30 protein-coding genes and 1 tRNA gene are annotated in these 25,290 nt (G+C 61.7%); 13 read left to right on the top strand and 18 right to left on the bottom strand.

Translation table 11 applies throughout. From position 1 onward, the window contains the following. Positions 1 to 74 precede the first annotated feature (74 nt). The gene (locus NL154_RS22360; protein WP_210629536.1) at positions 75 to 434 is read left to right on the top strand and encodes a nuclear transport factor 2 family protein; all 360 of its coding nucleotides are present in this window, start codon (positions 75 to 77) and stop codon (positions 432 to 434) included. A gap of 51 nt (positions 435 to 485) precedes the next feature. Here the strand turns inward: NL154_RS22360 and pheT are convergent, their stop codons facing one another. From pheT to infC, 5 genes are all read right to left on the bottom strand, one after another. After that, positions 486 to 2,909, bottom strand: coding sequence for a phenylalanine--tRNA ligase subunit beta (gene pheT / locus NL154_RS22355; RefSeq protein ID WP_221165264.1), 2,424 nt, complete (start codon positions 2,907 to 2,909; stop codon positions 486 to 488). Positions 2,910 to 2,925: 16 nt separating this feature from the next. Then, on the bottom strand, positions 2,926 to 4,008 hold the full coding sequence (pheS, locus tag NL154_RS22350) for a phenylalanine--tRNA ligase subunit alpha (protein ID WP_210629538.1): 1,083 nt from the start codon (positions 4,006 to 4,008) through the stop codon (positions 2,926 to 2,928). A gap of 147 nt (positions 4,009 to 4,155) precedes the next feature. Beyond that, positions 4,156 to 4,560, bottom strand: coding sequence for a 50S ribosomal protein L20 (gene rplT, locus NL154_RS22345; protein ID WP_011423647.1), 405 nt, complete (start codon positions 4,558 to 4,560; stop codon positions 4,156 to 4,158). 39 nt (positions 4,561 to 4,599) lie between these two features. Further along, on the bottom strand, positions 4,600 to 4,803 hold the full coding sequence (rpmI, locus tag NL154_RS22340) for a 50S ribosomal protein L35 (RefSeq protein ID WP_011423646.1): 204 nt from the start codon (positions 4,801 to 4,803) through the stop codon (positions 4,600 to 4,602). A gap of 366 nt (positions 4,804 to 5,169) precedes the next feature. Beyond that, a complete protein-coding gene (infC, locus tag NL154_RS22335; RefSeq protein ID WP_073990355.1) occupies positions 5,170 to 5,706 on the bottom strand; it encodes a translation initiation factor IF-3 in 537 nt (178 codons plus the stop codon). Positions 5,707 to 5,885: 179 nt separating this feature from the next. Here infC and NL154_RS22330 point away from each other — a divergent pair, with 179 nt between their 5' ends. Both NL154_RS22330 and NL154_RS22325 read left to right on the top strand, forming a co-directional pair. Next, the gene (locus NL154_RS22330; protein WP_210629539.1) at positions 5,886 to 6,737 is read left to right on the top strand and encodes an alpha/beta hydrolase; all 852 of its coding nucleotides are present in this window, start codon (positions 5,886 to 5,888) and stop codon (positions 6,735 to 6,737) included. Between the two features lie 137 nt (positions 6,738 to 6,874). After that, on the top strand, positions 6,875 to 7,474 hold the full coding sequence (locus tag NL154_RS22325) for a transglutaminase-like cysteine peptidase (protein WP_210629540.1): 600 nt from the start codon (positions 6,875 to 6,877) through the stop codon (positions 7,472 to 7,474). Between the two features lie 261 nt (positions 7,475 to 7,735). On the opposite strand, the gene mbfA is transcribed toward NL154_RS22325, so the two are convergent. After that, the gene (gene mbfA / locus NL154_RS22320; RefSeq protein ID WP_207244224.1) at positions 7,736 to 8,719 is read right to left on the bottom strand and encodes an iron exporter MbfA; all 984 of its coding nucleotides are present in this window, start codon (positions 8,717 to 8,719) and stop codon (positions 7,736 to 7,738) included. 171 nt (positions 8,720 to 8,890) lie between these two features. On the opposite strand from mbfA, the gene NL154_RS22315 reads away from it, so the two are divergent. Further along, the gene (locus NL154_RS22315; RefSeq protein WP_221145706.1) at positions 8,891 to 9,358 is read left to right on the top strand and encodes a group III truncated hemoglobin; all 468 of its coding nucleotides are present in this window, start codon (positions 8,891 to 8,893) and stop codon (positions 9,356 to 9,358) included. On the opposite strand, the gene NL154_RS22310 is transcribed toward NL154_RS22315, so the two are convergent. The 3 genes from NL154_RS22310 to NL154_RS22300 all read right to left on the bottom strand — a co-directional run bounded on the left by NL154_RS22310 (position 9,359) and on the right by NL154_RS22300 (position 11,932). Then, entirely contained in the window at positions 9,359 to 10,252 is an 894-nt protein-coding gene (locus tag NL154_RS22310; protein ID WP_221163627.1) for an EamA family transporter, read from the bottom strand. A 93-nt stretch (positions 10,253 to 10,345) separates the two neighbouring features. Then, positions 10,346 to 10,897, bottom strand: coding sequence for a recombination regulator RecX (recX, locus tag NL154_RS22305; protein WP_221153573.1), 552 nt, complete (start codon positions 10,895 to 10,897; stop codon positions 10,346 to 10,348). A 9-nt stretch (positions 10,898 to 10,906) separates the two neighbouring features. Beyond that, positions 10,907 to 11,932 carry a histone deacetylase family protein gene (locus NL154_RS22300; protein ID WP_434733359.1) on the bottom strand — a complete coding sequence of 342 codons (1,026 nt, stop codon included), beginning with the start codon at positions 11,930 to 11,932 and terminating at the stop codon, positions 10,907 to 10,909. 147 nt (positions 11,933 to 12,079) lie between these two features. On the opposite strand from NL154_RS22300, the gene NL154_RS22295 reads away from it, so the two are divergent. Next, complete coding sequence (locus tag NL154_RS22295; RefSeq protein WP_434733358.1) at positions 12,080 to 12,691, top strand: HAD-IA family hydrolase; 612 nt, start codon at positions 12,080 to 12,082, stop codon at positions 12,689 to 12,691. Positions 12,692 to 12,706: 15 nt separating this feature from the next. On the opposite strand, the gene NL154_RS22290 is transcribed toward NL154_RS22295, so the two are convergent. Beyond that, the gene (locus NL154_RS22290) at positions 12,707 to 13,225 is read right to left on the bottom strand and encodes a GNAT family N-acetyltransferase (protein WP_434733357.1); all 519 of its coding nucleotides are present in this window, start codon (positions 13,223 to 13,225) and stop codon (positions 12,707 to 12,709) included. Positions 13,226 to 13,249: 24 nt separating this feature from the next. Next, complete coding sequence (locus tag NL154_RS22285; protein WP_434733356.1) at positions 13,250 to 13,819, bottom strand: helix-turn-helix domain-containing protein; 570 nt, start codon at positions 13,817 to 13,819, stop codon at positions 13,250 to 13,252. 137 nt (positions 13,820 to 13,956) lie between these two features. On the opposite strand from NL154_RS22285, the gene tenA reads away from it, so the two are divergent. From tenA to NL154_RS22265, 4 genes are all read left to right on the top strand, one after another. Next, positions 13,957 to 14,655 (top strand): thiaminase II, encoded by a 699-nt coding sequence (gene tenA / locus NL154_RS22280; protein ID WP_434733355.1) that lies wholly within the window; start codon positions 13,957 to 13,959, stop codon positions 14,653 to 14,655. A gap of 77 nt (positions 14,656 to 14,732) precedes the next feature. Beyond that, positions 14,733 to 16,565, top strand: a complete 1,833-nt coding sequence (lepA, locus tag NL154_RS22275; protein ID WP_085776615.1) for a translation elongation factor 4 — start codon at positions 14,733 to 14,735, stop codon at positions 16,563 to 16,565. Positions 16,566 to 16,622: 57 nt separating this feature from the next. Then, complete coding sequence (locus tag NL154_RS22270) at positions 16,623 to 16,853, top strand: type II toxin-antitoxin system CcdA family antitoxin (protein ID WP_434733354.1); 231 nt, start codon at positions 16,623 to 16,625, stop codon at positions 16,851 to 16,853. Between the two features lie 87 nt (positions 16,854 to 16,940). Next, the gene (locus NL154_RS22265) at positions 16,941 to 17,240 is read left to right on the top strand and encodes a CcdB family protein (RefSeq protein WP_434733353.1); all 300 of its coding nucleotides are present in this window, start codon (positions 16,941 to 16,943) and stop codon (positions 17,238 to 17,240) included. A 3-nt stretch (positions 17,241 to 17,243) separates the two neighbouring features. On the opposite strand, the gene NL154_RS22260 is transcribed toward NL154_RS22265, so the two are convergent. From NL154_RS22260 to NL154_RS22250, 3 genes are all read right to left on the bottom strand, one after another. Then, positions 17,244 to 17,696, bottom strand: a complete 453-nt coding sequence (locus NL154_RS22260; RefSeq protein ID WP_434733352.1) for a GFA family protein — start codon at positions 17,694 to 17,696, stop codon at positions 17,244 to 17,246. Positions 17,697 to 17,766: 70 nt separating this feature from the next. Next, complete coding sequence (locus NL154_RS22255) at positions 17,767 to 18,324, bottom strand: sugar O-acetyltransferase (protein WP_434733351.1); 558 nt, start codon at positions 18,322 to 18,324, stop codon at positions 17,767 to 17,769. 11 nt (positions 18,325 to 18,335) lie between these two features. After that, complete coding sequence (locus tag NL154_RS22250) at positions 18,336 to 19,073, bottom strand: type 1 glutamine amidotransferase (protein WP_210629553.1); 738 nt, start codon at positions 19,071 to 19,073, stop codon at positions 18,336 to 18,338. A 125-nt stretch (positions 19,074 to 19,198) separates the two neighbouring features. Here NL154_RS22250 and NL154_RS22245 point away from each other — a divergent pair, with 125 nt between their 5' ends. Next, positions 19,199 to 19,492 (top strand): SelT/SelW/SelH family protein, encoded by a 294-nt coding sequence (locus NL154_RS22245; protein ID WP_210629554.1) that lies wholly within the window; start codon positions 19,199 to 19,201, stop codon positions 19,490 to 19,492. A 10-nt stretch (positions 19,493 to 19,502) separates the two neighbouring features. Here NL154_RS22245 and NL154_RS22240 read toward each other — a convergent pair whose 3' ends face one another. Continuing rightward, positions 19,503 to 19,916, bottom strand: a complete 414-nt coding sequence (locus NL154_RS22240) for a BA14K family protein (protein ID WP_210629555.1) — start codon at positions 19,914 to 19,916, stop codon at positions 19,503 to 19,505. A gap of 169 nt (positions 19,917 to 20,085) precedes the next feature. Between NL154_RS22240 and NL154_RS22235 the strand changes: the two genes are divergently transcribed. After that, positions 20,086 to 20,170 (top strand) — tRNA-Leu (locus NL154_RS22235). A gap of 129 nt (positions 20,171 to 20,299) precedes the next feature. Here the strand turns inward: NL154_RS22235 and NL154_RS22230 are convergent. From NL154_RS22230 to NL154_RS22220, 3 genes are all read right to left on the bottom strand, one after another. Continuing rightward, entirely contained in the window at positions 20,300 to 20,590 is a 291-nt protein-coding gene (locus tag NL154_RS22230; protein WP_221145690.1) for a DUF982 domain-containing protein, read from the bottom strand. Positions 20,591 to 20,773: 183 nt separating this feature from the next. Next, positions 20,774 to 21,106: a hypothetical protein gene (locus NL154_RS22225; RefSeq protein ID WP_221145688.1), complete on the bottom strand. Its 333-nt coding sequence runs from the start codon at positions 21,104 to 21,106 to the stop codon at positions 20,774 to 20,776. A gap of 61 nt (positions 21,107 to 21,167) precedes the next feature. After that, positions 21,168 to 22,805, bottom strand: coding sequence for a GumC family protein (locus NL154_RS22220; protein ID WP_434733350.1), 1,638 nt, complete (start codon positions 22,803 to 22,805; stop codon positions 21,168 to 21,170). 135 nt (positions 22,806 to 22,940) lie between these two features. On the opposite strand from NL154_RS22220, the gene NL154_RS22215 reads away from it, so the two are divergent. Together NL154_RS22215 and NL154_RS22210 are read left to right on the top strand one after the other, a co-directional pair. After that, the gene (locus NL154_RS22215; RefSeq protein ID WP_210629559.1) at positions 22,941 to 23,990 is read left to right on the top strand and encodes a glycoside hydrolase family 5 protein; all 1,050 of its coding nucleotides are present in this window, start codon (positions 22,941 to 22,943) and stop codon (positions 23,988 to 23,990) included. A 2-nt stretch (positions 23,991 to 23,992) separates the two neighbouring features. Next, on the top strand, positions 23,993 to 25,273 hold the full coding sequence (locus tag NL154_RS22210) for a hypothetical protein (protein ID WP_210629560.1): 1,281 nt from the start codon (positions 23,993 to 23,995) through the stop codon (positions 25,271 to 25,273). The last annotated feature ends 17 nt before the right edge of the window (positions 25,274 to 25,290 follow it).

Raw genomic sequence — 25,290 nt, 5'->3', positions numbered from 1 at the left:
CGGTCGCATAGGTCGGGCTTGCCTTCGCGGCCGGCGAAACTATCTAACGTCATCTTGGAGAACGGGATGGAAACATGTCGGACAGGCAGGCAGTCGAACAGACGGTTCATCTCTATGTCGAAGGCATGGCCTTCGCCAATGCGGCAGCCTTGAAGAAGGCCTTTCACCCGAAAAGCTCGATCATCGGCTATTACCAGAATGCCGTCGAATGGCTGACGCGGGACGAATTCATCGCCGCGATCCTGGCGGAGGAGCCCGCCGCGCCCGGCACGCAGCCTTTCATGGACATCCAGAACGTCGATGTCGAGGGTGACGCGGCAAGCGTCAAGGTCACCGACGATTTCGCCGGAATGCGCTTTACCGACTATCTCTCGCTGCTGAAGATCGAAGGACGCTGGGTGATCGTCAGCAAGCTCTACCATCTTCATACGTGAAAAGACCGGCCGCTTACGCGACCGGTCTTTTCAGTTTTCGGAAGATGAAGCTCAACTTCTGAGCACACCGCCGGTGAATTTCGTCACGCTCGCCACGATCTTCTGCGTCAGCGCCTCGAAATCCTCATCCGTCAGCGTGCGCTCGACCGGCTGGATCTGAACCTCGATCGCCACCGACTTCTTGCCCTCGCCGACCGATGCGCCCTCGAAGATGTCGAAGACGTTAACGCCGGTGATAAGCTTGCGGTCAGCGCCGGTCGCAGCCTTGACGATCGCGCCTGATTCCACCGTCTTGTCGACGACGAAGGCGAAGTCGCGCTTGACGGCCTGGAACGGCGACAGATCGAGCGCCGGCTTGGTACGGGTCGCCTTCTTCTTCGGCTCCGCCATAGCATCGAGATAGACTTCGAAGCCGCAGAGAGCGCCGGAGACATCGAGCGCTTCCAGCATCAGCGGGTGGAATTCGCCGAAATAGCCGAGCACGATCTTCGGCCCCATCTTGATCGTACCGGAGCGGCCGGGGTGATACCATTCGGGGCCGCCCCGCTCGATCTGGATGTTGCCCATCGGCAGGCCGCAGGCTTCGATGACGGCGAGCGCATCGGCCTTGGCGTCGAAGGCGTCGACCGGCTTGCCGCCGCCCTTGGCTGCATTCGACCACATGCGGCCGGCGCCGGCGAGCGAGGCCGTGCCGCGGCGGATGCCGCCGGCGACGCGGCGCTGGCCTTCCGGCCGGTCGTTTTCATAGGTGCCCGAGACCTCGAAGATGGCGACGTCGGCATAACCCTTGTCGGCATTGCGCTGAGCTGCGATCAGCAGACCCGGCAGCAACGACGGGCGCATGTCCGACATTTCGGCAGCGATCGGATTGGCAAGCTTGAGGGCTGGCGAACCGCCGCCGAACAGCTTCGCATGTTCCTCCGCAATGAAGGACCAGGTGACGGCTTCGAGCATGCCGCGCGCGGCCAGCGCCCGCTTGGCCGCACGGGTGCGGATCTGCAGAGTCGTCAGAATCTTACCGTTGACGGCGGCATGGCTTTCGAGCGGCGCCGGCTTGATATTGTCGACGCCATGGATGCGCATGACCTCCTCGACGAGATCCGCCTTGCCGTCGACATCCGGGCGCCAGGAGGGAACGGCGACGGAGACGCGCTCGCCGGAACCGGAGACCGTGAAGCCGAGACGCGTCAGGATCGTGTTGCTTTCCTCATTCGAGACGTCGAGGCCGGTCAGGCGCTTGACCTCCGAATAGGGGAAATCGACGACCTTCGGTTCGTAGCCGTGATAGCCGACAATCTCGGTCCTGGCGGCGGTGCCGCCGCAGAGTTCCAGCACCAGTTCCGTCGTGCGTTCGAGACCGGGAACCATGTATTCCGGATCGACGCCGCGTTCGAAGCGATAGCGGGCATCGGTGATGATGCCGAGACTGCGGCCGGATTTGGCGATGTTCATCGGATCCCACAGAGCGGATTCGATCAGGACGTCGACGGTGTTGTCGTCGCAGCCGGAATGTTCGCCGCCCATGATGCCGCCGATCGATTCGATGCCTTCTTCATCTGATATGACGACATTGTTCGGGCCGAGCTTGTATTCGCGCTGGTCGAGCGCCAGCACAGTCTCACCTTCCCTTGCCCGGCGGACAGTGAGATTGCCCTTTATCTTGGCGGCATCGAAGACGTGGATCGGGCGGCCCTGATCGAAGGTCATGTAATTGGTGATATCAACCAGCGCATTGATCGGGCGCAGGCCAATGGCGGTGAGCCGCTGCTGCATCCAGCGCGGGCTCGGGCCGTTCGTGACGCCGCGCACGAGACGCAGCGCAAAGCCTGGGCAGAGCCTGGGATCATCGAGATCGAGCGTCAGCTTCACCGGCGTTTCGCCTTCGATAGCGAAGGACGGCGCAGACCGCGTCTTCAGCGTGCCGAGACCGGAGGCGGCGAGATCACGGGCGATGCCGTGGATCGAGGTGCAGTCCGGCCGGTTCGGCGTCAGGTTGATCTCGATGACGGGATCGTCGAGATGGGCATAGGAAGCATAACTCCGGCCGACCGGCGCATCCTCCGGCAGATCGATGATGCCGTCATGATTGTCGGAAATCTCAAGCTCCTTTTCGGAGCACATCATGCCGCGGCTTTCGACGCCGCGGATATTGCCGACGGCCAGCGTCACCTCGATGCCGGGAACATAGGTTCCAGGTGCGGCAAAGGCGCCGACCAGGCCGGCGCGTGCATTCGGGGCACCGCACACGACCTGCACCGGCGCGCCGGATCCGGTATCCACCATCAACACCTTCAGGCGATCGGCCTGGGGATGTTTTTCCGCCGACAGGACCTTGGCGATGACGAAGGGCTTGAACGCCGCCTTGTCATCGACATCCTCGACTTCCAACCCGATCTCGGTGAGGCGGGCGCAGATTTCATCCAGCGTGGCATCCGTTTCGAGATGCTCTTTCAGCCAGGAGAGCGTGAATTTCATCGTCCCAAATCTCCGTTCAAGCGCTCAGACCGCCGAACAGCGTCGGCATGTCGAGCGGGCGGAAGCCGTAATGCGTCATCCAGCGGACGTCGGCATTGAAGAAGTCGCGCAGGTCGGGCATGCCGTATTTCAGCATGGCGATGCGATCGAGGCCCATGCCCCAGGCAAAACCCTGATATTCGTCCGGATCGAGCCCGCCATAGCGCAACACGTTCGGGTGGACCATGCCGCAGCCGAGGATCTCCATCCAGTCGGTGCCTTCGCCGAACTTGACGATCGGACCGGAGCGGTCGCACTGAATATCGACCTCGAAGGAGGGCTCGGTGAAGGGGAAGAAGGACGGGCGGAAACGCATCGTCACGCTGTCGACCTCAAAGAAGGTCTTGCAGAATTCTTCCAGCACCCAGCGCATGTTGGCGACATTGGCCTTCTTGTCGACGACCAGGCCCTCGACCTGATGGAACATCGGCGAATGTGTGGCGTCAGAGTCCTGGCGATAGGTCTTGCCGGGAATGATGATGCGGATCGGCGGTTTTTGCGTCTCCATAGTGCGCACCTGCACCGGCGAGGTATGGGTGCGCAGCACTTTGCGCTCACCATTCTCATCCGGATTGAAGAAGAAAGTGTCATGCATCTCGCGGGCCGGATGGCCTTCGGGGAAGTTCAGCGCCGTGAAATTGTAGTAGTCGGTTTCGATATCGGGACCTTCGGCGATCGAGAAGCCCATGTCGGCGAAGATCGCGGTGATCTCGTCGACGATCTGGCTGATCGGGTGGATGCGGCCGCGCTCGGCGGGCGAGGAGCGCACCGGCAGGCTGATATCGACCGTCTCGGCCTTCAGCCGCGCATTGACAGCCGCAACCTTCAGCACTGACTTGCGTTCGGCAATGGCGTCCGTCACCGCATTCTTCAGGGCGTTGATCGCAGCCCCCCGGGTCTGGCGTTCCTCCGGCGTCATGGCGCCGAGCGTCTTCAGCAGTTCGGAGACGGAGCCCTTCTTGCCAAGCGCGGACACGCGCACGGCTTCAAGCGCGGGCTCATCACCAGCGGCGGAAATTTCGGCAAGCAAGGTAGATTTAAGCTGGTCGATATCTGACATCGTCTTCTTTCCGTCCAGATCAGGCGGCGTTCGAAAGGCAGGCTGGAGAGGCCGGCGCAAGGAATATAAAGAAAGAAAAACCCGCGCCAGCCCAAACCAGCGCGGGTTTCCCAAAATTCAAAAAGCGTCAAGCTTGGGAAGCGCTGGTTACCGAACCGCGCCTTCAAACTCGTTAGCCGTGCCGGTTTCCTTGAGATATTCAAGGGCCTTCTTAGCGGCAGCAACCAGGGCGCCGAATGCTTCCGGCTCGTGGATCGCCATGTCGGACAGAACCTTGCGGTCGACTTCGATGCCAGCCTTGTTCAGGCCGTCGATGAAGCGGCCATAGGTCAGGCCGAATTCACGGACGGCAGCGTTGATGCGCTGGATCCAGAGGGCGCGGAAGTTGCGCTTGTTGACCTTGCGGTCGCGGTAGGCGTACTGCTTGGCGCGATCGACGGCAGCCTTGGCGGTACGGATGGTGTTCTTGCGGCGGCCGTAAAAGCCCTTCGCGGCCTTCAGAACCTTCTTATGCTTGGCGTGGGCTGCGACGCCTCTTTTTACACGTGCCATATCATGATCTCCTTAATCTAACGCGTTACCGGAATAGTCTCAGAGACCGTTCGGCAGATAGTTCTTCACGACCTTGCGGCCATCGGGTTCTGCGAGAACCATCGTGCCGCGTGCATCGCGAATGAACTTGTTCGTGCGCTTGATCATGCCATGGCGCTTGCCAGCGGCAGCCGCCTTGACCTTGCCGGATGCGGTGATCTTGAACCGCTTCTTGGCAGCGGACTTCGTCTTCATCTTGGGCATTTTGCTACTCCTTCTGTCCTCCCTGCGCGCTTCATCAAAAAGCCCTCCTTGCGAAGTCCGGTTCTCCGGTCGTCGCAACAAGGTGCGGGAGCGTTTGTTGTTGATCTGCGGCATCGGCGACGAACCGTTCCGCAAGCATTCGAGACTGCCACGGCATGCCCTGCCGGTCAGTTCGGACGCGCGCTTATAACCGCAGCGTCACGAAAGTGCAACGGGGCCCCGGAGGAATCTTCGGCTACGCATGTCGCCCGGAAGTGTGCGGCGGTTCCGGGATAACGACATGCATAAAACAAAGGCTGAAGACAGGGTAGCCAAACGCACAAAAGCCGCCCTTGCGGACGGCCTTGGGCAAGAAGTGACTGGCGCTTACTTCGGCGCCAGCACCATCATCATCTGACGGCCTTCGAGCTTGGGCTCGGCCTCGACCTTGGCAATCTCGGTCGTATCCGCCTTGACCTGCTGCAGAAGCTTCATGCCGAGTTCCTGGTGGGCCATTTCACGGCCGCGGAATTTCAGCGTCACCTTGACCTTGTCGCCTTCGTCGAAGAAGCGGCCCATCGCCTTCATCTTCACCTCATAATCATGGGTGTCGATGTTCGGGCGCATCTTGATTTCTTTGACTTCGACGATCTTCTGCTTCTTGCGCGCTTCGGCAGCCTTCTTCTGGTTGGCATATTTCAGCTTGCCCAGATCGAGGATCTTGCACACCGGCGGTTCGGCATTCGGGGAAATTTCGACAAGATCGAGGCCGGCTTCTTCCGCCATTCTCAAGGCCTGGTCGGTGGGCACGACGCCCATATTCTGTCCGTCAGCCGCGATCAGCTGAACTTTGGGAATGCGGATTTCACGATTCGAGCGCGGTCCGTCCTTCACGGGCGCATCGGTCTTAAAAGGTCTGCGAATGGTCGTATTCTCCTCGCGTTGTTTCGGAACGTTGCAGCCGCGCACGCTCAATCTTGGGTGCACAAACGTATCTCGTTATCGCTGCAACGGAGTCAATATCATCCTTTAGCGGAAAAATCACCAGCTGTCAGCCTGCCAAGAATCTGTTTTATAGGCCGAAACAACAGGAGGTTTCGCCGATGTCCGATCAGATCAGCAATGCCCAACCGCAGTTCCTGACCGTCGGCGAAGGCGAGGCGGCACGGGAGATCGCCATGCTCCTGCGTCCGGCGCAGGCCGGCAATGCTGCCCCATCGCTCGTTTGGCTATCCGGCTACCGTTCCGACATGAGCGGCACCAAGGCGGCGGAGATCGATGGGCTGGCGGCCGAACTCGGTGCGGCCTGCATCCGCCTCGACTATTCAGGCCATGGGCTTTCCGGCGGCAGCTTTCGCGACGGCACGATCTCGCGCTGGCTGGAGGAAGCGCTTGCCGTCATCCGCCATGTTGCGCCCGAGCGCTTCATTCTCGTCGGTTCCTCGATGGGAGGCTGGATCGCGCTCCGGCTGGCGCAGGAACTCGCCCGACAGGGTGGTCCGAAGCTCGCCGGCATGGTGCTGATCGCGCCGGCGCCCGATTTCACCTCCGAACTGATCGAGCCGAACCTTAAGGCCAAGGAACGCAAGTCGCTGGCGGAGCGCGGCTATTTCGAAGAGCGCTCGCAATACAGCCCGGAACCGAACATCTATACGCAGGCGCTGATCGAAGACGGGCGCAAAAACCGGGTGCTCGACGGCATGATCGAGACGGGCTGCCCGGTCCATATCCTGCAGGGCATGAAAGATCCGGACGTGCCGCATGCGCACGCGATGAAGCTTCTGGAGCACCTTCCCGCCGACGACGTGGTGCTGACCTTCATCCGCGATGGCGACCACCGCCTTTCCCGCCCGGGCGATATCGCCCTTCTCCTCAGCGCCGTCAAAGGCATCATTCGTTCATCAACAAATATGCAGATGCCCATTCGAACAGCACCGCCCGAGAAATTCCCCTAACGCAAGCCGCCAACCCGTTGCATTTTAACCATGTTGGCGCGTTGCAACGCTCTCCCAAGAAGTAACGATTGACTCTTCTCCGCCCTCTCCATTAACAATTTGTTAATAATTAAGGGGCGATCAAGGAAAGAGCGGGCGTGCGGATCAAGGGTGTCTTTGTGGCCATGATGGCCGTGTTTGCGATGGCGACTGCCGCCATCCCAGCTCCAAGCAGAAATGCTTCCATGGTAACAGGCAATGCCACTTCGCAGCCGATCGGCCATTACGATTTCTGTCAGATCCACAGCAGTGAATGCGGCGCGAACCGCAATGCGGGCCCGATCGAGATGACGCCGGCGAAGTGGTCGCTCGTCCGTTCGCTCAACACCACGGTCAACAGCACGATCAAGCCGATGACCGACAAGGAAATCTACGGCAAGGACGAGGTCTGGGCCTATCCGACGACCGCCGGCGACTGCGAAGATTTCGCGCTGCTGAAGCGCCGCATGCTGATCCAGCGCGGCTTTTCGGCCGCCGACCTGCTGATGACCGTCGTGCGCAAGCCTGACGGTGAAGGCCATGCTGTCTTGACGCTGCGCACCGCCGAGGGCGATTTCGTGCTCGATAATCTCGCTGCCGACGTGAAGCCCTGGTTCGCGACGGCCTATACTTTCGTCAAGCGCCAGTCGAGCTACAATGCTGGCCGCTGGGTCACCATCGAGAACGGCCGCGACCTTCTGGTCGGCGCTCTTCGATAGGGATCTCAAGGGGATGCGGGGGAAAAGGCCGGCGAAAGCCGGCCTTTTGCTTTTTGGAGATTGGAGACGCGTCGTCGTTAGCTTTCGCAGTCCTCTTCCTTCGAGGTCCGTGCTGTGCACCTCATTGAGCGTTGATCGTGCGTGCCGCCGGAGATGAGGTGTTGATATGCCGCACCGTCTCCCGGCCCTTCGCTTTGGCTCAGGGCGTTCGTCGCTGCAATCGATTCACTGGATCGATTGCTCGGCTTCGCCGACCGCTCCTCACCCATTCCCGATCAGGATGCCGGCGCCGAGGACCAGGCCGCCGCCGAGCACCACCTGGAAGGCGGCGCGCAGGAAGGGGGTTTCCATGTAGCGGTTCTGGATGAAGGCGATTGCCCAGAGTTCGAAGAAGACGATGATGGCGGCGGTGATCGTCGCCGTCCAGAAATGCGGGATCAGATAGGGCAGCGCGTGGCCGAGGCCGCCGAGCGCCGTCATGATGCCGCAGGCAAGGCCACGTTTGATCGGCGAGCCCCGGCCGGAGATCTTGCCGTCGTCATGGGCGGCCTCGGTGAAGCCCATCGAGATGCCGGCGCCGACGGAGGCAGAAAGACCGACGAGGAAGGTCTGCCATGTGTCCTGGGTTGCGAAGGCGGCGGCAAAGATCGGCGCCAGCGTCGAGACAGAGCCGTCCATCAAGCCGGCAAGGCCCGGCTGCACATAGGTCAGCACGAATTGCCGGTGCGCGGTCTCGTCCTCGTCGTGCCTGATATCCTCAGGCGTATGTTTGTCGCCAAGCATGCGGGCGATGTCTTCGTGCCCTTGTTCGGCGAGTGCGAGGTCGCCGAGAAGCTCACGCGTCGAGGCGTCGGTGGTGCGCTTTGCCGCCTCGACATAAAAACGATAGGCCTGCTCCTCCATCGCCTCAGTCTCCTGCCGCATCGCATCGAGTGACAGGTTGGCTCTCAGCCAGTCCGGCTTGCGCTCGTAAAAGCCCTGCACATGCTCGCGCCGGATCAGCGGGATACGCTCGCCGAAACGCTGGCGGTGGATTTCGAACAGCGATTTGCGGTGCGTGTCCTCGACCTCGGCCATATCCTCGAAGACCTTGGCCGAAGCCGGAAACTCAGGGCGCAGCCTATCGGCATAGGCCAGATAGATGCGGGCGTCGTCTTCCTCGGAGGCAATCGCAAGGGCGAGAATCTCCTGCTCGGAGAGGGACTCGAAGGATCGTTTCGGCGATCTGAAAAAACGCGCCAGCATAAATCTCTCCAATAATTTAGAATAATTCTAAATCTAAGCAAGGAAGCGATGGCGGTCAAGTGGCCGGGGCGGACCGGCTGACAGATTGCCGCAATCCGCACGAGCGGCTTTGGTTCGCTGGGGTAAAGGCCTATATGGAGGCTGCCGCATCATGCGGCGCCGGGGTTTATGATGAACAATGACATTCAGGGCCGCCCTGCCCATGTCGCGGCGATCCGCGAAAAGGCGGAGGCCGAGATGCGGGCGATGGGGGTCGACGAGGCCTTTATCGGCAGGCTGGTCGAGACTTTCTACGGGCGCGTGCTGGAGCATCCCGATCTCGGCCCGGTATTCGATGCGCGGCTTTCCGGCCGCTGGCCGGAGCATCTGGAGAAGATGAAGAGCTTCTGGTCGGCCGTCGCCTTCCGCAGCGGCGCCTATGGCGGCAAGCCGGTGCAGGCGCATACCACCGTTCAGAACCTGACGCCCGATCTTTTTCCGAAGTGGCTGTCGCTATTTGCCGCAACACTTGACGATGTCGCCCCTTCGCCGGAAGCCAAGGACTGGTTCATGGCGACCGCAGAGCGGATCGCCAAAAGCCTGACGCTGTCGCTGTTCTACAATCCCGCTCTCGACGACCCGGCGAAAAAGGCAGGCTGATCACTGCCGTGCGGAAAAGGTCGCGCCGGCGCTTGCGGCCACGACCAGGGCAGTTCCGGCCATCTGCAGCAGCGTCATCGGCTGCGCCAGAATGACGAAACCCGCGAGTGCCGCGATGGCCGGCTCGAGGCTCATGAGAATGCCGAAGGAGGCTGTCGGCATGCGCCGCAGGGCGATCAGTTCCAGAGTGTAGGGCAGCAGCGGCACAAGGATGGCAAGGCCCGCCATTTCAACCAGGCCGTAAGCATCGAGCTTCGGCACGGCGCCGGCGAAGCCAAAGGGTGTGGCGACAAGAGCGGCGACCATCAGCGACATGGACAGTCCTTCCAGCCCCTTGAAGCTCGCGCCGATCTTTTTTGTCAGGACGATATAGATCGCCCACCCGGTTCCCGCGCCGAGCGCAAAAAGAGTGCCCCCGGTATCGCCGACCCAGCCTTTACCGTCATGGGCGAGGGCCAGAACGCCAAGTGCTGCAATGAGCGGCCAGACGAGACGCCGGCTGAGGCCATAGCCGATGGTCGCAACGGACAGCGGACCGAGAAAATCGATCGCTACGGCGAGACCGAACGGAATGCGCTCGATCGCCGCGAAGAAGCTCATGGTCATCAGCGCTGTCGTCGCGCCGAGAACCAGTGCGCTCGTCCATTGCGCCCTGTTGTAGCTGACGATGCGCGGCCGCACGACAAGGGCGAGAATGATGGCCGCAAAAGCCAGGCGCAGCCAGCTGGCGCCGGCCGGCCCATAGGTTGAGATGGCCGAGGATGAGAGTGCGGCGCCGAATTGGATCGACGACATGGACAGGAGGCACATCAGCCCACCGGTCGCTACCCCGCCAAATGCTGTTGACGCCTCTGCGGTCAGCGTGCCCGCGCCAGCATTTGCTCTTTCTTCCATGCTCGCCCCCGATTGTGCGCTCTTCTTACGAAGACGGCCTGCGAGCGACAAATTCAAACTTCTGATCCGGCCAGCAAAAGGCCTTATGCGATATCAAAGACGGCGGGCCAGGATGACGTCTTCGGCATCCTCCAAACTCATGTCGAACACTTTCCTGCCGATATCGAAGCTGAAGCCGTTACGGGCGAAGGCCGAAAGCTCTTTGGCCTTTCGCTTTTCGTCAAGCTGGACGCGGCGGAAGGGACCGAAGGCGCGTTTGCGGGCAAATATCGCCGCGGCGTAGAGATCGTCAGCCTCCGCAAGGGCGGCCTCGACCTTATCGCCAGCAACACCCTTGGCCGCAAGTTTCCGGGCGATGGCGCGCTTCGATTTGCCGCCGCACAGCTGGGAGCGCGTGCTGATCTCGGCATAGGCGCGATCATCGAGCGCCTTGTTGTCATAAGCGAACCTGACGGCAAAATCGGCAAGGGCCTTGAGTTGCGCCGCGCCGATATCCTCGAACTTCTCCTTCGCCTTACGGGTGATGGCGTCAAACAGCTGTTTTTCCGTCATCATCCGCCGCTCCAGCCTGTAGATGGCGGAATTGCGCGCCCAGCTCAGCATGCGCGGCGTCGGTATATCGGATGGAATGGTGTCGTCGGTCATATCAAGCGATCAGGCTTCCAGGCCCTTGAGGACATTGGCGACGTTGAGACCGATTTCCGGCACGCCGTAACCGCCCTCCATGCAGATGACGACGGGCAGGCCGGCGGCGGAGATCATCTCTCCCATGCGAATGAAATCTTCCGATTTCAGCTGGAAGAAGGAAATCGGGTCTCGCTCGAAGGTGTCGACGCCGAGCGCCACAACGATCGCCTCGGCACCGAAGGCCTTGATGCGGGCGAGCGCATCGGCAAAGGCCGAAGACCAGACCTGCCAGGGCGTGTGGGGCGGCATCGGATAGTTGTGGTTGCTACCCGTGCCCTCTCCTTCGCCCTCTTCGTCGGCATGGCCGAGGAAATAGGGAAAGGCAAACATGGGGTCGCCATGCAGCGAAGCGGTGAAGACATCACCTCTGTGATAGAAGAGGTCCTGCGTGCCGTTGCCGTGATGGAAATCGACATCGAGCACGGCGACCTTCTTCGCACCGTGATCGATGAGCCGCTGGGCCGCGACGCCCGCATTGTTGATGAAACAATAGCCGCCGAAGAGATCGATGCCGGCATGATGGCCAGGCGGCCGGCAAAGCGCAAAGGCGAAACGGTTGCCGGCATTCAGCCAATCCGCGCCGGTGATGGCGCAACGCATCGAGGCGATCGCCGCTTCATAGGAGCCCTTGGTGATGGAGGTGTCGGCGGCATTGGCGTAATGGCCGATCGCGCCGACGATATTGTCGGGCACGCGCTGGCTGGTGCGGCGGACCGGGAAGGAATTGGCGATCGCCTCGCCCTCGAAGCCGGCCGCCACCCAGCGATCCCAGACGGTGGCGAGAAAATCGAGATAGGCGGGATCATGTACCTTTCGGGCCGTTTCCAGCCCATGCGCATCCGGCGCTGCGACATCGGCAAAACCCGCTTCCTTGACCGCCGCCAGGATCCACTCGGCCCGAGACGGCGCCTCGAAGGGCGTCACCAGCTGGCCGGCATAGAGCTCCGTCCTGGCGTCGCGCAGCTTGTGGTCTTCGGAATAGACGACGCGCATTTCAGATCCTGTCCTTGAACGAAAATCGATCGGCGAGATCGACACTTACATGGAGCGGAGCCGACAAAAAAGCGGCATGGCGCTCTTGATTGCCCAAGCAAACGAAGCCACCTTCGGCCCCCGTTCCGGAGCGAGGGAATCTGCCGCATGAAAGTGTTGATGGTCGATGTCGATGGCGTGCTCGTTCATGGGCGTCCGGCCGACGGCCTCCCTCTCTTCACGTTTCTGGAACGCGATCTGGGACTTAGTCTCGAACTGCTGCAGCGGGAATTCTTCCAGACTCACTGGGGCGAGATCTTCGCTGGCCGCGAGGCCCTGGAGCCGAGGCTCGCCCAACTGTTGGCAAAAATCGCGCCTCATCTCAGCGCCGTGACGCTGATCGATTACTGGTTTGAAAACGATTGCCGCATCGACCGCAATCTCTTGGGAGAACTTATCGCGCTTCGACACAGCGGTGTCACGCTCTTCTTGGCGACCAACCAGGAGCATAGGCGGGCGCGTTATCCGATGGAACAGGCCGGCCTTGGCGCGCATTTCGACGACATCCTCTATTCCGCAGCCCTCGGGCACAGGAAACCTTCGCTGGACTTCTTCAGGCTTGCAACCGAGCGCGCGGGCGTGCTGCCCGGTGACATCGCCTTCATCGATGATATGGCGGAAAATGTCGAAGCCGCGCGGCAGTTCGGCTGGAATGCGGCGCAATGGACAGCGGGCGCTACAGTTGCGGGCGCGTTTCCGGCATTCGGCCAGCTGGTTTGAGCGGATCTGGCACAATCAGGCGAGCCGCTTGTAGAACAAGGTGGTGTCGCAAAAGCCGCCTTCCGGCCACAGAGCATAATCGGGGATGACGCCCACGCGCTGCCAGCCCAGGCGGGGATAGATCGCCTCGGCATCGCTGCCGGTTGCCGTATCGAGCACGAGCAGGGTCTTGCCGCGCGCGGCCGCCTCGCGTTCAGCGGCTTGCATCAGCAGCCGGGCGAGGCCGCGCCCGCGGGCGGAACGATGCACCAGGAGCTTCTTCAGATCGCCGCGATGCGGCTGGTTCGGCATCTGCGCAGCACCGACCTGCACCGTGCCGACGATCCGGCCATCGAGTTCGGCGACAACAAGCAGGCTGCCGCCGCCGGCAACCGCATCCACAACGTCCAGCCAATAGCGCTCGGCATCTTCCGGTCCATAGGGCTGCATGAAGCCGACGGAGGCGCCGCCCGTGACGCAATCGGCCAGCACCTCCGAGAGGGCCGGAATGGCAGCGCGGGCCTCCTCGGCGGAAAGGATGCGAATGTCAGGCATGTTCTTCTCCTGAAATGAAGGTCGTCATCGGCCGCCGCGATCGAGCACGACGCAATAGCGCGCCGGCGCATTGCCGGGATTATAAAAGGAATGGCCCTCGCCGACGGGCATGAAAAGGCAATCGCCTGGACGCAGCCGGTAGACCGTCTCACCCGCCGTCATCTCCAACTCGCCGTCGAAGAGCCAGACATGCTGCGTCATGTCATGGGATGCCGCATGCGGTGGGAAGCTGACGCGGGCGCCGGGTGGAAATTCGACTTCGACGATATCGACGGCGGAGCCGGTGCCGGGCGCCGATACCGCGCGCCTGAGATAACCGGTCTCCGGATCGCGCCAGACCTGCTGCTCCTGCCGGCGTGCCAGCGGCGAGGCCTGCTGCCCCTCCTCTGCAAAGAAGGCTGACAGCGACAGTCCGAGCGCGGCACAGACCCTTGCCAGCAGCGAGGCGGTCGGGCTCGCCTCCGCCCGCTCGATGCGCGAGATCATCGCGCGGCTGACGCCCGACGCCTCGGCAAGCTCATCCAGTGTCAGGCCCTTTTGCAGCCGCAATGTGCGAATGCGGATACCGATCGCCTGTTCGAGTTCCCGTTCCATCGCCGATCCATTATTCTACTATATGAGAAATACATTATCTCATGATGGAATCAAGCCTCCGTCGATGCTTCATCTCGCTTGCCTTCACCGCCGCGCCGCCGATATATGGCAGCGGCGCTTGCAGAGCGGAGGACCTCATGGACGGCAGCATGCATAACACCGAAATCACGGGAAGCTTCACGGCCGCCGCCTGGGAGCGGATCAAGCCTCTTATGGCCGAGATCGAGCAACTGCCGCTCCTGGAACGGCTTTCGGACGGCACGCTGCCGCCGGAGGTTTTCCGTCACTATATCCTGCAGGACGCAATCTATCTGAAGCATTATGCCCGGTGCCTCGCCATCGTCGCGGCAAAGGCGCCCGACAATGCACAGGTGCTGCGCTTCCTCGGTTCGGCACAGAAGGCCATCACCGTCGAGCAGGGCCTGCATGCGGGCTTCCTCTCGCAATTCGGCATTTCGAGCGCGGATGTGACGGCCGCCGAGCCCTCGCCTTCCTGCTTCGCCTATACGAATTTCCTTCTGGCGACTGCCTATCACAGCTCCTATGCCGTTGCGCTTTCGGCCATCCTTCCCTGCTTCTGGATCTACATGCATGTCGGCGAAGGCATCAAAGGCAGGCCGGCAATCGATGGCAATGTCTTCCAGGCCTGGATCAACACCTACGGCGATCCGCAATTCGCCGCCGGCGCCCGCGAGGTGATCGCACTGACCGATATCGCCGCACGCGCCGCGTCGGAGACGGAGCGCGCGGCAATGATGGACGTTTTCGTGCGCGCCTCGCAATATGAATGGATGTTCTGGGATTCGGCCTGGCGGCAGGAGACCTGGCCGGTCTGACGCACGCCGGGCAGACCCGCAAAATAGCGTAAAATCCGGGATAATTACCGCTTTGCGCCAGGGGGCGGCGCTGCTATATGGCGCGCATGAGCACCAATTCGACCACTCCGCTGTCCCATATCCGCAACTTCTCGATCGTGGCCCATATCGACCACGGCAAATCGACGCTGGCCGACCGCCTGATCCAGACGACGGGCGGACTTGCCGAGCGCGAAATGTCCGAGCAGGTGCTCGACAATATGGAGATCGAGCGTGAGCGCGGCATCACCATCAAGGCCCAGACCGTGCGCCTGCATTATCAGGCAAACAACGGCGAGAAATATATTCTCAACCTGATCGACACGCCTGGCCACGTTGACTTCGCCTATGAAGTCTCGCGGTCGCTGTCAGCATGCGAAGGCTCGCTGCTCGTCGTCGACGCCAGCCAAGGCGTCGAAGCGCAGACGCTCGCCAACGTCTACCAGGCGATCGACAACAACCACGAACTCGTCACCGTCCTCAACAAGATCGACCTGCCGGCCGCCGAACCCGACCGCATCAAGGAACAGATCGAGGAAGTGATCGGTATCGACGCTTCCGAGGCCGTGCTGATCTCGGCCAAGACCGGCCTCGGCATTCCCGACGTGCTGGAAGCGATCGTCCATAAGCTGCCGGCGCCGAAGAGCCCGGGCGGCGAGAAGGCGCCGCTGAAGGCGCTGCTCGTCGACAGCTGGTACGACACCTATCTCGGCGTCATGGTTCTCGTGCGCGTCATCGACGGCGTGCTGACCAAGGGCCAGACGATCCGCATGATGGGCACCGATGCGAAATACCAGGTGGAGCGCGTCGGCGTGCTGACGCCGAAGATGGTCAATGTCGACAGCCTCGGCCCCGGCGAGATCGGCTTCATCACCGCCTCGATCAAGGAAGTGGCCGATACGCGTGTCGGCGATACGATTACCGAAGACAAGCGCCCGACCGCGGAAGCCCTGCCGGGCTTCAAGCCGGCGCAGCCGGTCGTCTTCTGCGGCCTCTTCCCTGTCGATGCCGCCGATTTCGAAGACCTGCGCGCCGCCATGGGCAAGCTTCGCCTCAACGACGCCTCCTTCTCCTTCGAGATGGAATCGTCGGCAGCCCTCGGCTTCGGCTTCCGCTGCGGCTTCCTCGGCCTGCTGCATCTCGAAATCATCCAGGAGCGCCTGGAGCGTGAGTTCGACCTCGACCTCATCGCCACCGCGCCTTCCGTAGTCTATCAGCTGACGATGACCGACGGCAGCGAGCGCGAACTGCACAATCCGGCCGATATGCCCGATGTCGTCAAGATTGCCGAAATCCGCGAGCCCTGGATCAAGGCGACGATCATGACGCCGGACGATTATCTCGGCGGCATCCTGAAGCTCTGCCAGGACCGCCGCGGCATCCAGACCGAGCTGACCTATGTCGGCACCCGGGCGATGGTGACCTACGAACTGCCGCTCAACGAGGTGGTCTTCGACTTCTACGACCGGCTGAAATCGATCTCCAAGGGCTACGCATCCTTCGACTATCACCTCGAAGGCTACCGCGCAGGCAACCTCGTGAAGATGTCGATCCTTGTCAATGGCGAGCCGGTCGATGCGCTCTCGATGCTCGTGCATCGCATGGCAGCCGAAAAGCGCGGCCGCGACATGTGCGAGCGGCTGAAGGAGCTGATCCCGAAGCACATGTTCAAGATCCCGATCCAGGCGGCGATCGGCGGCAACGTCATTGCCCGCGAGACCATCTCGGCCCTGCGCAAGGATGTGACGGCCAAGTGCTATGGCGGCGACGCCACCCGCAAGCGCAAGCTGCTCGACAAGCAGAAGGAAGGCAAGAAGCGCATGCGCCAGTTCGGCAAGGTGGAGATTCCGCAGGAAGCCTTCATCGCCGCGCTCAAGATGGGCGATGAATAACGCTTCTCAATGACGTCTTATGCGCATATGATTTGCGCATAAGACGAGGAGATCGTTATGGGTCATCAGGCGAGAAAAGCAGCGAATCTTTCACTTGATGAAGGCCTCGTTTCCCAGGCCCGCGAGCTCAAGATCAACATATCCAGGGCGGCGGAAGAAGGTATCGCGAAAGCGATAAAGGCGGAACGCGAGCGGCTGTGGCGGATCGAGAACGCCGAGGCGATCCGGCTCGAAAAGGAATATGTCGAAAAACACGGCCTGCCGCTCGCCAAGTACCGTCAGTTTTAGAGCGGTTCAGTTTTTCATTGAAGCGCAGTCTTGTATTACGCAATTCCTGACGGAAAACCCGCTTCACACTTTTCCTGGAATTGCTCCATGGCACGCTTTCACGTCTATCGCCTGAAAAGTGGGAATGTCCTTGCCGTCGACCTTCAATCCAATCTGCTTGACGATCTGCCTTCAAGAGTCATGGTTCCTTTGCATCCAGTCCAGGAATTGACTTGGACGATCTCGCGACTGAACCCACGCTTTCTCATTGAGAATGAACCATACGTGATGGCCACCCAGCGCATGGCGTCTGTCCCGACATCGGAAATTGGAGAAGCCGTCACAGATCTATCGGGCAAAAGCGATGCCATCATCGGCGCCATGGACTTTCTCTTCCAAGGCTTCTGAGCCTTATCCCCTGCTCATATACTCCTTCACCAACCCCTCATAGGCGTCCATCTCGGGTAGCGCTTCGTAACTATACACCGCTCCTGTCTCGGCAAACGACAGCTTCTCGCTCGTCCATGTCTCGATGAAGGGCGTGAACCAGCTCGGGTCGTCGAGCATGGTGACGCGCAGATTGACGAACCAGTCCATGCCTTCCGGCCGGGTGAACATCCAGCTCATGCAATGCGGGCAGAAATAATGCTTGGTGGCGCCGTGCAGCCCGCCGATAACAGGCGCGCCCTTGGTAGCCTCGAAGCCCTCGCTGGGGATGGCGGCACTCAGCGAGTAGGCGCTCGCCGTCATCTTCTGGCAGCCCGTGCAATGGCAGGCCATGGTGAGCAGCGGCGGAGCGCTGATCTTCAAGCGCACCCGGCCGCAGCGGCAGCCGCCTTCCATGGGCAAATTCGGTGATGTCATGATATCTCTCCCCTTCCGTCCCCTGATCTAGCGGAGGCGGCGTCATTGTCGAGAGTCCTAGACGCGTATCTCAAACGCGGTTTATCGGACGCGCGGGATTGCCAACCACCGTTGCGCCCGTCGGCACATCCTTCGTCACCACGGCACCAGCACCGACGATCGAGCCATCGCCAATCGTCACGCCGCCGAGAATGATGGCGCCGCCGCCGATCCAGACGTCGCTGCCGATTGCGACCGGCCGGGCGATCTCGATCCCCGCGCCGCGAAGCGCAGGGTCATTGTGATGCTCGGCGCAATAGATCTGCACGCCGGGGCCGAACATGGTGCGGTCGCCGATCGTCACGCTGCCGGAATCGAGGATGGTGCAGCCGGCATTGACATAGACGCGCTCGCCGAGAACGATATTGATGCCATAGGAGCAGTGAAACGGCGCTTCGATAAAGATATCGGAGGCGGCCCGTGCAAAAAGCGCGCTGAGGGCGGGGGCAGCGGGGCCGCGCTCGTCCGGCGGCAGCGTATTGTGGGCGTGGACGGCGAGCCGCGCCTGCCGGCGCAGGTGATTGAGCTCATCGTCAAGGCAGCAATACCACTCACCCGCCGCCATCTTCTCGCGTTCGCTTAGTGTCATCGCATTGCCCTTCAAGCCGGGACCTGCGACAGCATCTCGACCTCTTGCTGTTCGATCTGCCCGACCCAGGCACGGGCGATGGCAAGGCCAGCGGCATCGGCGTCACCAGCATGCCGCGCAGTCAGCTCGGCATAGCTTTCCAGCCAGCCGGGCGCGATGCGTTCTATCGTGTCAGGGAATTCCGCCTTCCACTGCTCGACAACCATTCTATCGGCCTCGAAATGAAATTGGGTGCCGTAGACGGCGCGGCCGATGCGGAAGGCCTGATTTTCGGCGACAGCGCTTGTCGCGAGACGAACGGCGCCTGCAGGCAGGGAAAAGGTGTCGGCATGCCACTCGAAGATGGTGAATTCGCCGCCAAGCGCCGAGAGCAGCGGATCGGCCCGGCCTTCATCGGTGACGTCGATGCTGTGCCAGCCGAATTCGCGGGCGGTTCCGAGATGGTTGTCGGCGCCATAGGCGCGCGCAAGAATCTGGCTGCCGAGGCAGATGCCGAGCACGGCCTTGCCGGCATCGCCGAAACGGCGCGCGAGCCGGGCGAGCTCCGGCAGATAGGGATGCGTCTCGTCATCCAGCGCGCTTTGCTCGCCGCCGAGAACGACCAGCGCGTCATGACCGGATATGTCTTTCGGCAGGATGCCATCCCGCCAGACCCGGAACCACTCGATCTCAGCACCCGCCTCGTCGAGCGCCGTGGCAAGCGCGCCGAGGCCGGTGTTGCGCATATTTTCGACGACTGCGACTCGCATAGGTTCTCCCCGGTGGTCGGCAGGAAGAGACCATGCCGAAGAACGGCGCGCAAGATGCTTGCGCATGTGCGATTGCGTCCGCACGCCGCAAGGGCTTAAATCACGCCAAACGAAAGGAAAACGCCATGACCGAAAAAGCCCGCGTCTCGATCCTCTACTGCACCCAGTGCAACTGGCTGCTGCGCGCCGCCTGGATGGCGCAGGAGCTGTTGAGCACCTTTTCCGACAGTCTCGGCGAGGTGGCGCTGATCCCGGGCACCGGCGGCAATTTCGAAATCCGCATCAATGGGGATCTCCTCTGGGAGCGTAAGCGCGACGGCGGCTTTCCCGGGCCGAAGGAGCTCAAGCAACGCGTCCGCGACATCATCGAGCCCGGCCGCGATCTCGGCCATGTCGACCGCGTGTCGCACGAAAGCTGATCAAGCTCGCTCAGCGATAGGGCGAGCGGCAGACCCTGTAGACGCCTTCATAGGTGAGGAAGTGATCCGTCCGCGGATTATAAGAACGGTATTCATTGGTGCACCAGGCGATGTGCTTATTCACCTGCTTCGGCTGCACACGGGGCACCGGCGGCGGATCATAGGTGAGCTGCGGCCGCCCCGCCGCGCCCGGCAGGTAATAGGTCGGCCCCGCGCCCCTCGGACGGTAATTTGGCTGAACATACGCGGGGCGATGCCATTGCTGCGGCCCGAAGCCGAAGCAGCCACGAAAATCGCAGAGCGTCGATCCCGTGTTGACCGAGCCGAGGCCAGGCCTACCCACATTCAGCGAATCGGCGGCTGCCATTGCGGGCGACAGAACGGCCAAGAGGCTGGCGAGCAGAAGCGTGCGAGGAGCGGGCATGACGCATTTCCTTTCGATATTCTCTTTATATAGGGCGCGCCGGCGACAGCGCTATGCCGGCCCGGCCCGCACTCCTCCCGATGCGAGACGCAGTTTTTTGCCAACTGTCAGGAAAACTTCAAAAACCCAGTTGACAGTCATGAGCCGCCCCCTTACATCGCTCTCCGTCGCCCAGATGGCGGAATTGGTAGACGCGCAGGTTTCAGGTACCTGTGCCGCGAGGCGTGGAGGTTCGAGTCCTCTTCTGGGCACCATTTCCTTTTGATCGCTGCCAAGATCAAATATCAAATCCTTCCAAAATTACGCGTTTGGCTCTGTTGACAGAGGCCATCGACGTGCTTGTCTGGATACCGGTTCGAGGAGCGGTGCAGGTTGAAGCCCTGTCACGCCGCCATGTGGGGGGTCGTCTTCCCGCTATCCGATATGACCGACAAAGCCGTAATGCCGGCTTCCCTGGCGGCGCGAAGAAGCAATTCCCTCAATTCCTCCAAGCCGGCCTCCCCCGCGATGGCATCGTCGCAAGCCTTTACGGCCGCGACGTATTCCTCTCCATCGTCGAACGGCCAATCTATTATCAGAACTTCGGCTGCGTCTCGGAGCGTCTTGACGACCCTTCGCCGGCCGCCAAGAAAGAGGACAAGAGGCGCAAAATTCGCCGATGCGTTCCATTGCATGACACTTTCTCCCCAAAGGTTAGAATATTAGTAATGATGCAAGAAGCGTGCCGGGGAGCGGAGGCACGTTCGTTGCCCGATCGAGCAGCGGTTCGTGAATGATCTCGGCCAGAGATGAAATCTTTCGGGGCTCGGGGACAAACCGGCCGAGTTGCATGTCTTCTCCGAGAAAGGCGATTGGCCTTACCGCACCGGCTGGTAATGGCCGCGGAGCGGAACCTTTCCGCCCATGGTGACGAAGCCGTCGCGCTCGCAGACATACATCAGCGTCGGCATGCCGCCAGAGCGGAAGATATCGTCATAACGGCGGCGAAGCTGGACGGTCTCGGTGCGGCAATTATAGGATTCCTCGTCCTTCTTGTCCGGCTGCGCCTTGACGCCGGGAAGGCCCTTGTAGGGGTAGAGGGGTTGAACAGCCGAATCCACGGATTTCGTCCAATCGACAGCGAGGGCTGACGCCGGGGCGAGGCTGGACAGGACGCCGAGCGATATCAGAAGCATCATCAACAGCCGCATGGGAATTCTCCTGCCGGCGACAAAGCGCTTCTGCTCCATGTAGGAAAATCGACGGCGCGCATCAAGCCGCCGCGGCGGGCGATTTCCTGAAATAGCCTCTGATGACGGGGTGGCCGAAGAGACCGGCGAGGATGGCAAAGGCGGCACCCAGGAAGAACCCGGCGAGGAAGCCGCCGATGACGCCGGCGACCATCAGGATCTTCTTTCCCGGGCCGTCGGCCTTGACCGGCGGCTCGGCAGGCGAGATGACGCGGATGTTGCTCTGGCTGAGGTTCTGTTCCTCGCTCGTCTGGCTCGAGCGCTTGAGCACCGTTTCGTAGATATCGCGCGCCGCCGTCGCCTTGCGCTGCAATTCGTTCAGTTCCACCTGCTTGTCGGAGACGGTTGCCTGCAGCGCCTTCTGAACGCCAAGCTCCTTGGCAATGCTGTCCTCAGCGGCCTTGGCCTGCTCATATTCGCCCTTTGCCGAGGTGGCGAGGCGCTGCAATTCGCCCCTGATTTCGCCTGCTATGCTCTGCAGCGAGGAGCGCGCCGCCTGCAGGCGCGGATGACGCGTGCCCATCTGGCTTTCGAGGCTGCCGACGGCGGCGGCCTGGGCAGCATATTGCTGACGCAGGCTGACGAGCGGCGAGGTGCCGCCGCCCTGCGCCTGGTTGCCGGCAACGATATCTTCGACGCGCAGATTGGCGACGGCATCGGCGCGGGCCTTCGCCTGGATGGTCTTTTCCTGCGCCGTCACCAAGAGCGTGTTCAGCGAGACGAGGCGCTGGTCGGAGATCAGGTTGCCTTCGGTCGCGGCCATGTCGTTGTCGGCCCGGAAGGTTTCGACCGCCTGCTCGGCCTCCAGCACCTTCTGGCGCAGGTCGGCAAGGCGTCCGTCAAGCGTCGAGGAAGTGTTTTCGTAGAGGCCGTTCGAGGCGCTGTTTTCCTCCTCGGTAAAGGAGGTGACCACCTGGTTGGCAAGCCGTGCCGATTTTTCCGGATCGTTGGTCGTCGCGGCGAGCGAAACGACATAGGTGCCGGTCTGGCGGGTAATAACAAGCGCCTTCTGCAGGGCGCCGATCACGGCCGCGCCATCCGTCCTGCCGCCGTTGAATTCCGGATCCTGGTCGAGCTTCATCGCCTCGACGACGCGGCGCAGCACATTGCCCGAGGTCAGAATCTGCACCTGGCTGTCGATCAGCGCCGAGATCATTTCCGGCGACGGGCCTGAAGATTGCGCGCCGGCCTCGGCCAGGCCGATCTGGCGCGGATCGAAATAAAGGCTGCTGGCGGCGGTGAATTTCTGGCCGATCAGCGGCGCCACCGCGCCACCCCCAACGGCTCCGACAAGGGCCAGCACAAATACCACCAGCCGGCGGCTCCAGATCGCCGCGATGCTGGAGCGGAGATCGAGAAGCGGGGCGGCTGTGCTCTGCAGCGGCACATTGGCCGCAGGCCTCTCTGGGGCCGCAGGCGGTTCTATGGCCGCAGGCGGTTCGACTGCAGCGGCCGGCGGCTGCTCGGATCGACGGATTTCTGCAACCCGTGCCGACGGCGGCACGAAAGGCGGAGGGGCTGGCTCGGGCTCGGGACGGGCGAAATCATCCGGACGAACGACGGGACTGCGCGGGCGCACGCCTTCCGACGCAGTCGGAGACGGCTCGTAACTCCGCCAGCCGGGCAGCCGGCTTACCCTGTTCCTGTCATACTGGCTCATACGCGCACTCGTGTCCCGCCCAGCGTGAAAGACTGAAGCCGAGGTGCCGAGACTTTAGAAATTCTTAGCTAACGGACCGTTAAGATAGGCGCAGCGAAGTCGATGTTGCGAGTTGCCGTGATTGCGAGGATAGCCATGAGGACGACACGCCATCTGGTGGCGCTGCTGCTTGCGGCCGCCCTCATGCCGTCGCCGGTCTTTGCGGCCGGCGCGCCGTGTTATCGCGGCATCAATCTTTCCGGCGGCGAATATAGCGAGCGCGGCGCCATCTACGGCACGAACTACATCTATCCGAGCGAGCAGACGATCCGCTATTTCGCCAAGAAGGGCATGACGATCATTCGGCTGCCCTTCCGCTGGGAGCGGCTGCAGCCGGCGCTAGGCGGGCGGCTGGACGAGGACGAATTCAAGCGGATCAAGGATACGGTCGGCCTGATCCGAAAGCAGGGCATGGCCGTTCTGCTCGACCCGCATAATTTCGGCTATTACGATAAGGCGCAGATCGGCACCCCGCCGGCGACGGACGCCGCATTCGCCGACTTCTGGGCAAGGCTCGCGGTCGAATTCGCCAATCAGGACGGCGTTCTCTTCGGCCTGATGAACGAGCCGCACGACATCAAGGCCACCGACTGGCTCGATGCCGCCAACGCGGCGATCCGCGCCATCCGCGCCGTCGGCGCTCGCAACCTTATCCTCGTGCCAGGCACCGCCTGGAGCGGCGCTCACAGCTGGGAGGAGGATGTGATCGGCGGCGCCAACGCTACGGTGATGCTCGGCGTGCGCGATCCGCTCGATTTCTACGCTTACGAGGTCCACCAATATCTCGACGTCGATTCGTCGGGAACCCATGCCACCTGCGAAGGCGCCGCCACCGCGGTCGAGGCCATCGCCGGCGTCACCGCCTGGCTGAAGCGGAACCATAAACGCGGCTTTCTCGGCGAATTCGGCGGCTCCGCCGATAAGGACTGCATGAGCGGCCTGACCAAGATCTACGCGACCATGTCCGACAATAGCGATGTCTGGCTCGGCTGGTCCTATTGGGCGGCGGGCGAATGGTGGCCGGCGGACGAACCTTTCAACGTTCAGCCGGGCAAGGGCCCCGAGCGACCGCAGATGCGGCTTCTCGCCGCGTCGGCGAAAGCGGACGCCGGCGCCTGCACCGCCGTCAAGCCTGCGGGGAACTGACCGTGGCGACAGTCGATCAGAAGGCAGCGACTTTCACCGTGGCGGGCAACCGCATCGAGGCGGCCGGGGGGACGTCGCGCATCGACCATCCAGTGCTCTGGCTCGGCCTGCTTTCGATGCTCTATAACGGCATTCTCGCCTTCATCAACCACAACATCATGCCGCTGTCGATGACGCATGTCGCCGCCAGCGAAGGCCTGATTCTGGCAAGCGCAATCATCTACATCCTTCATAAGGGGATCTACGAGACGGATCTGCCGGCCTTCCTGTTCCTGCTGTTCACGCTTGTCGTGACCATCTATGTCAGCGTGCTCAATCGCATGCCGTTCGTCGATCATTTCCGCAACGTGCTGATCATCTTCTGCTTTACCGGCCTCGGCGGCTGGAGCAACGAGAGAACGATGAAGCTGGCCTTCCGCTGGGCAAGCCTTACGGTGCTGATCTTCCTGATCTTCGAGATCGTCAGCGTGCCCTTCTATGTCAGCATCGTGCATCCGTCCGATTATTTCGCCAATACGCGCGGGCTGCTGCCGCTGAGCTACAACACGACAGGCCTGTTCCAGAACGCGCTGGGCTTTCCCGAGCGATTTTCCTTCGGCATCATCGACCATCGCTCGTCGTCGATCTTCCTCGAACAGGTGTCGCTTGCCAATTTTTGCGGCGTGATCGCGATCTACCTGATTTCCATGTGGGAAAGACTGGGGCGCTGGGACCGGCTGCTCTTCATCAGCACGGCGGTGCTGATCCTGGTGACGAACGACACGCGCACAATGCTGATCTTCTGTTTTGCCTGCATCGTCGGCTATTTCGTCTTTCCGAAGATCCCGCGGAATCTCAATCTGGCGCTGATGCCGCTGATCGTCGCCGCGGGCTTCATCGTCTATACCCTCAAACCGAATGCGACGGGTGACAATTTCACCGGCCGCATCAACCTGACGATGAAGAAGATCATGGAGCTCGATCCGCTCGCCGTTCTCGGGCTTTCGGTCGACAGGGTCGCCGAGTTCGCCGACAGCGGCTACGTCTATCTGATCTACGCGGCGACGATCTTCGGCGTCGTCGCCCTCTGGCTGTTCGTCTGCCTGTTCCCTGCCGGCCGTACGGCGGCGCAGCGGCGTTGCGCCCATTCACTTTCTCTTTTCATTTTTCTGAATATGATGATCGGGGGCACCGCCGTTTTCTCGATGAAGATTGCCGGCCTCTTGTGGTTCGTCGTCGGATATATGCGCTTCCACGACAGCCCGCGCATCCGGCAGGGTCGTGCGGCAGATGTACTGAGTTGACCGCAGCGGCACGGTGG

The organism is Rhizobium sp. YTUHZ044, assembly GCF_051123975.1.
In the GTDB taxonomy this organism is placed as follows: domain Bacteria; phylum Pseudomonadota; class Alphaproteobacteria; order Rhizobiales; family Rhizobiaceae; genus Rhizobium.
Note: the sequence above shows the minus strand (reverse complement) of the source record. Positions and strands in the feature narration are given on the sequence as shown.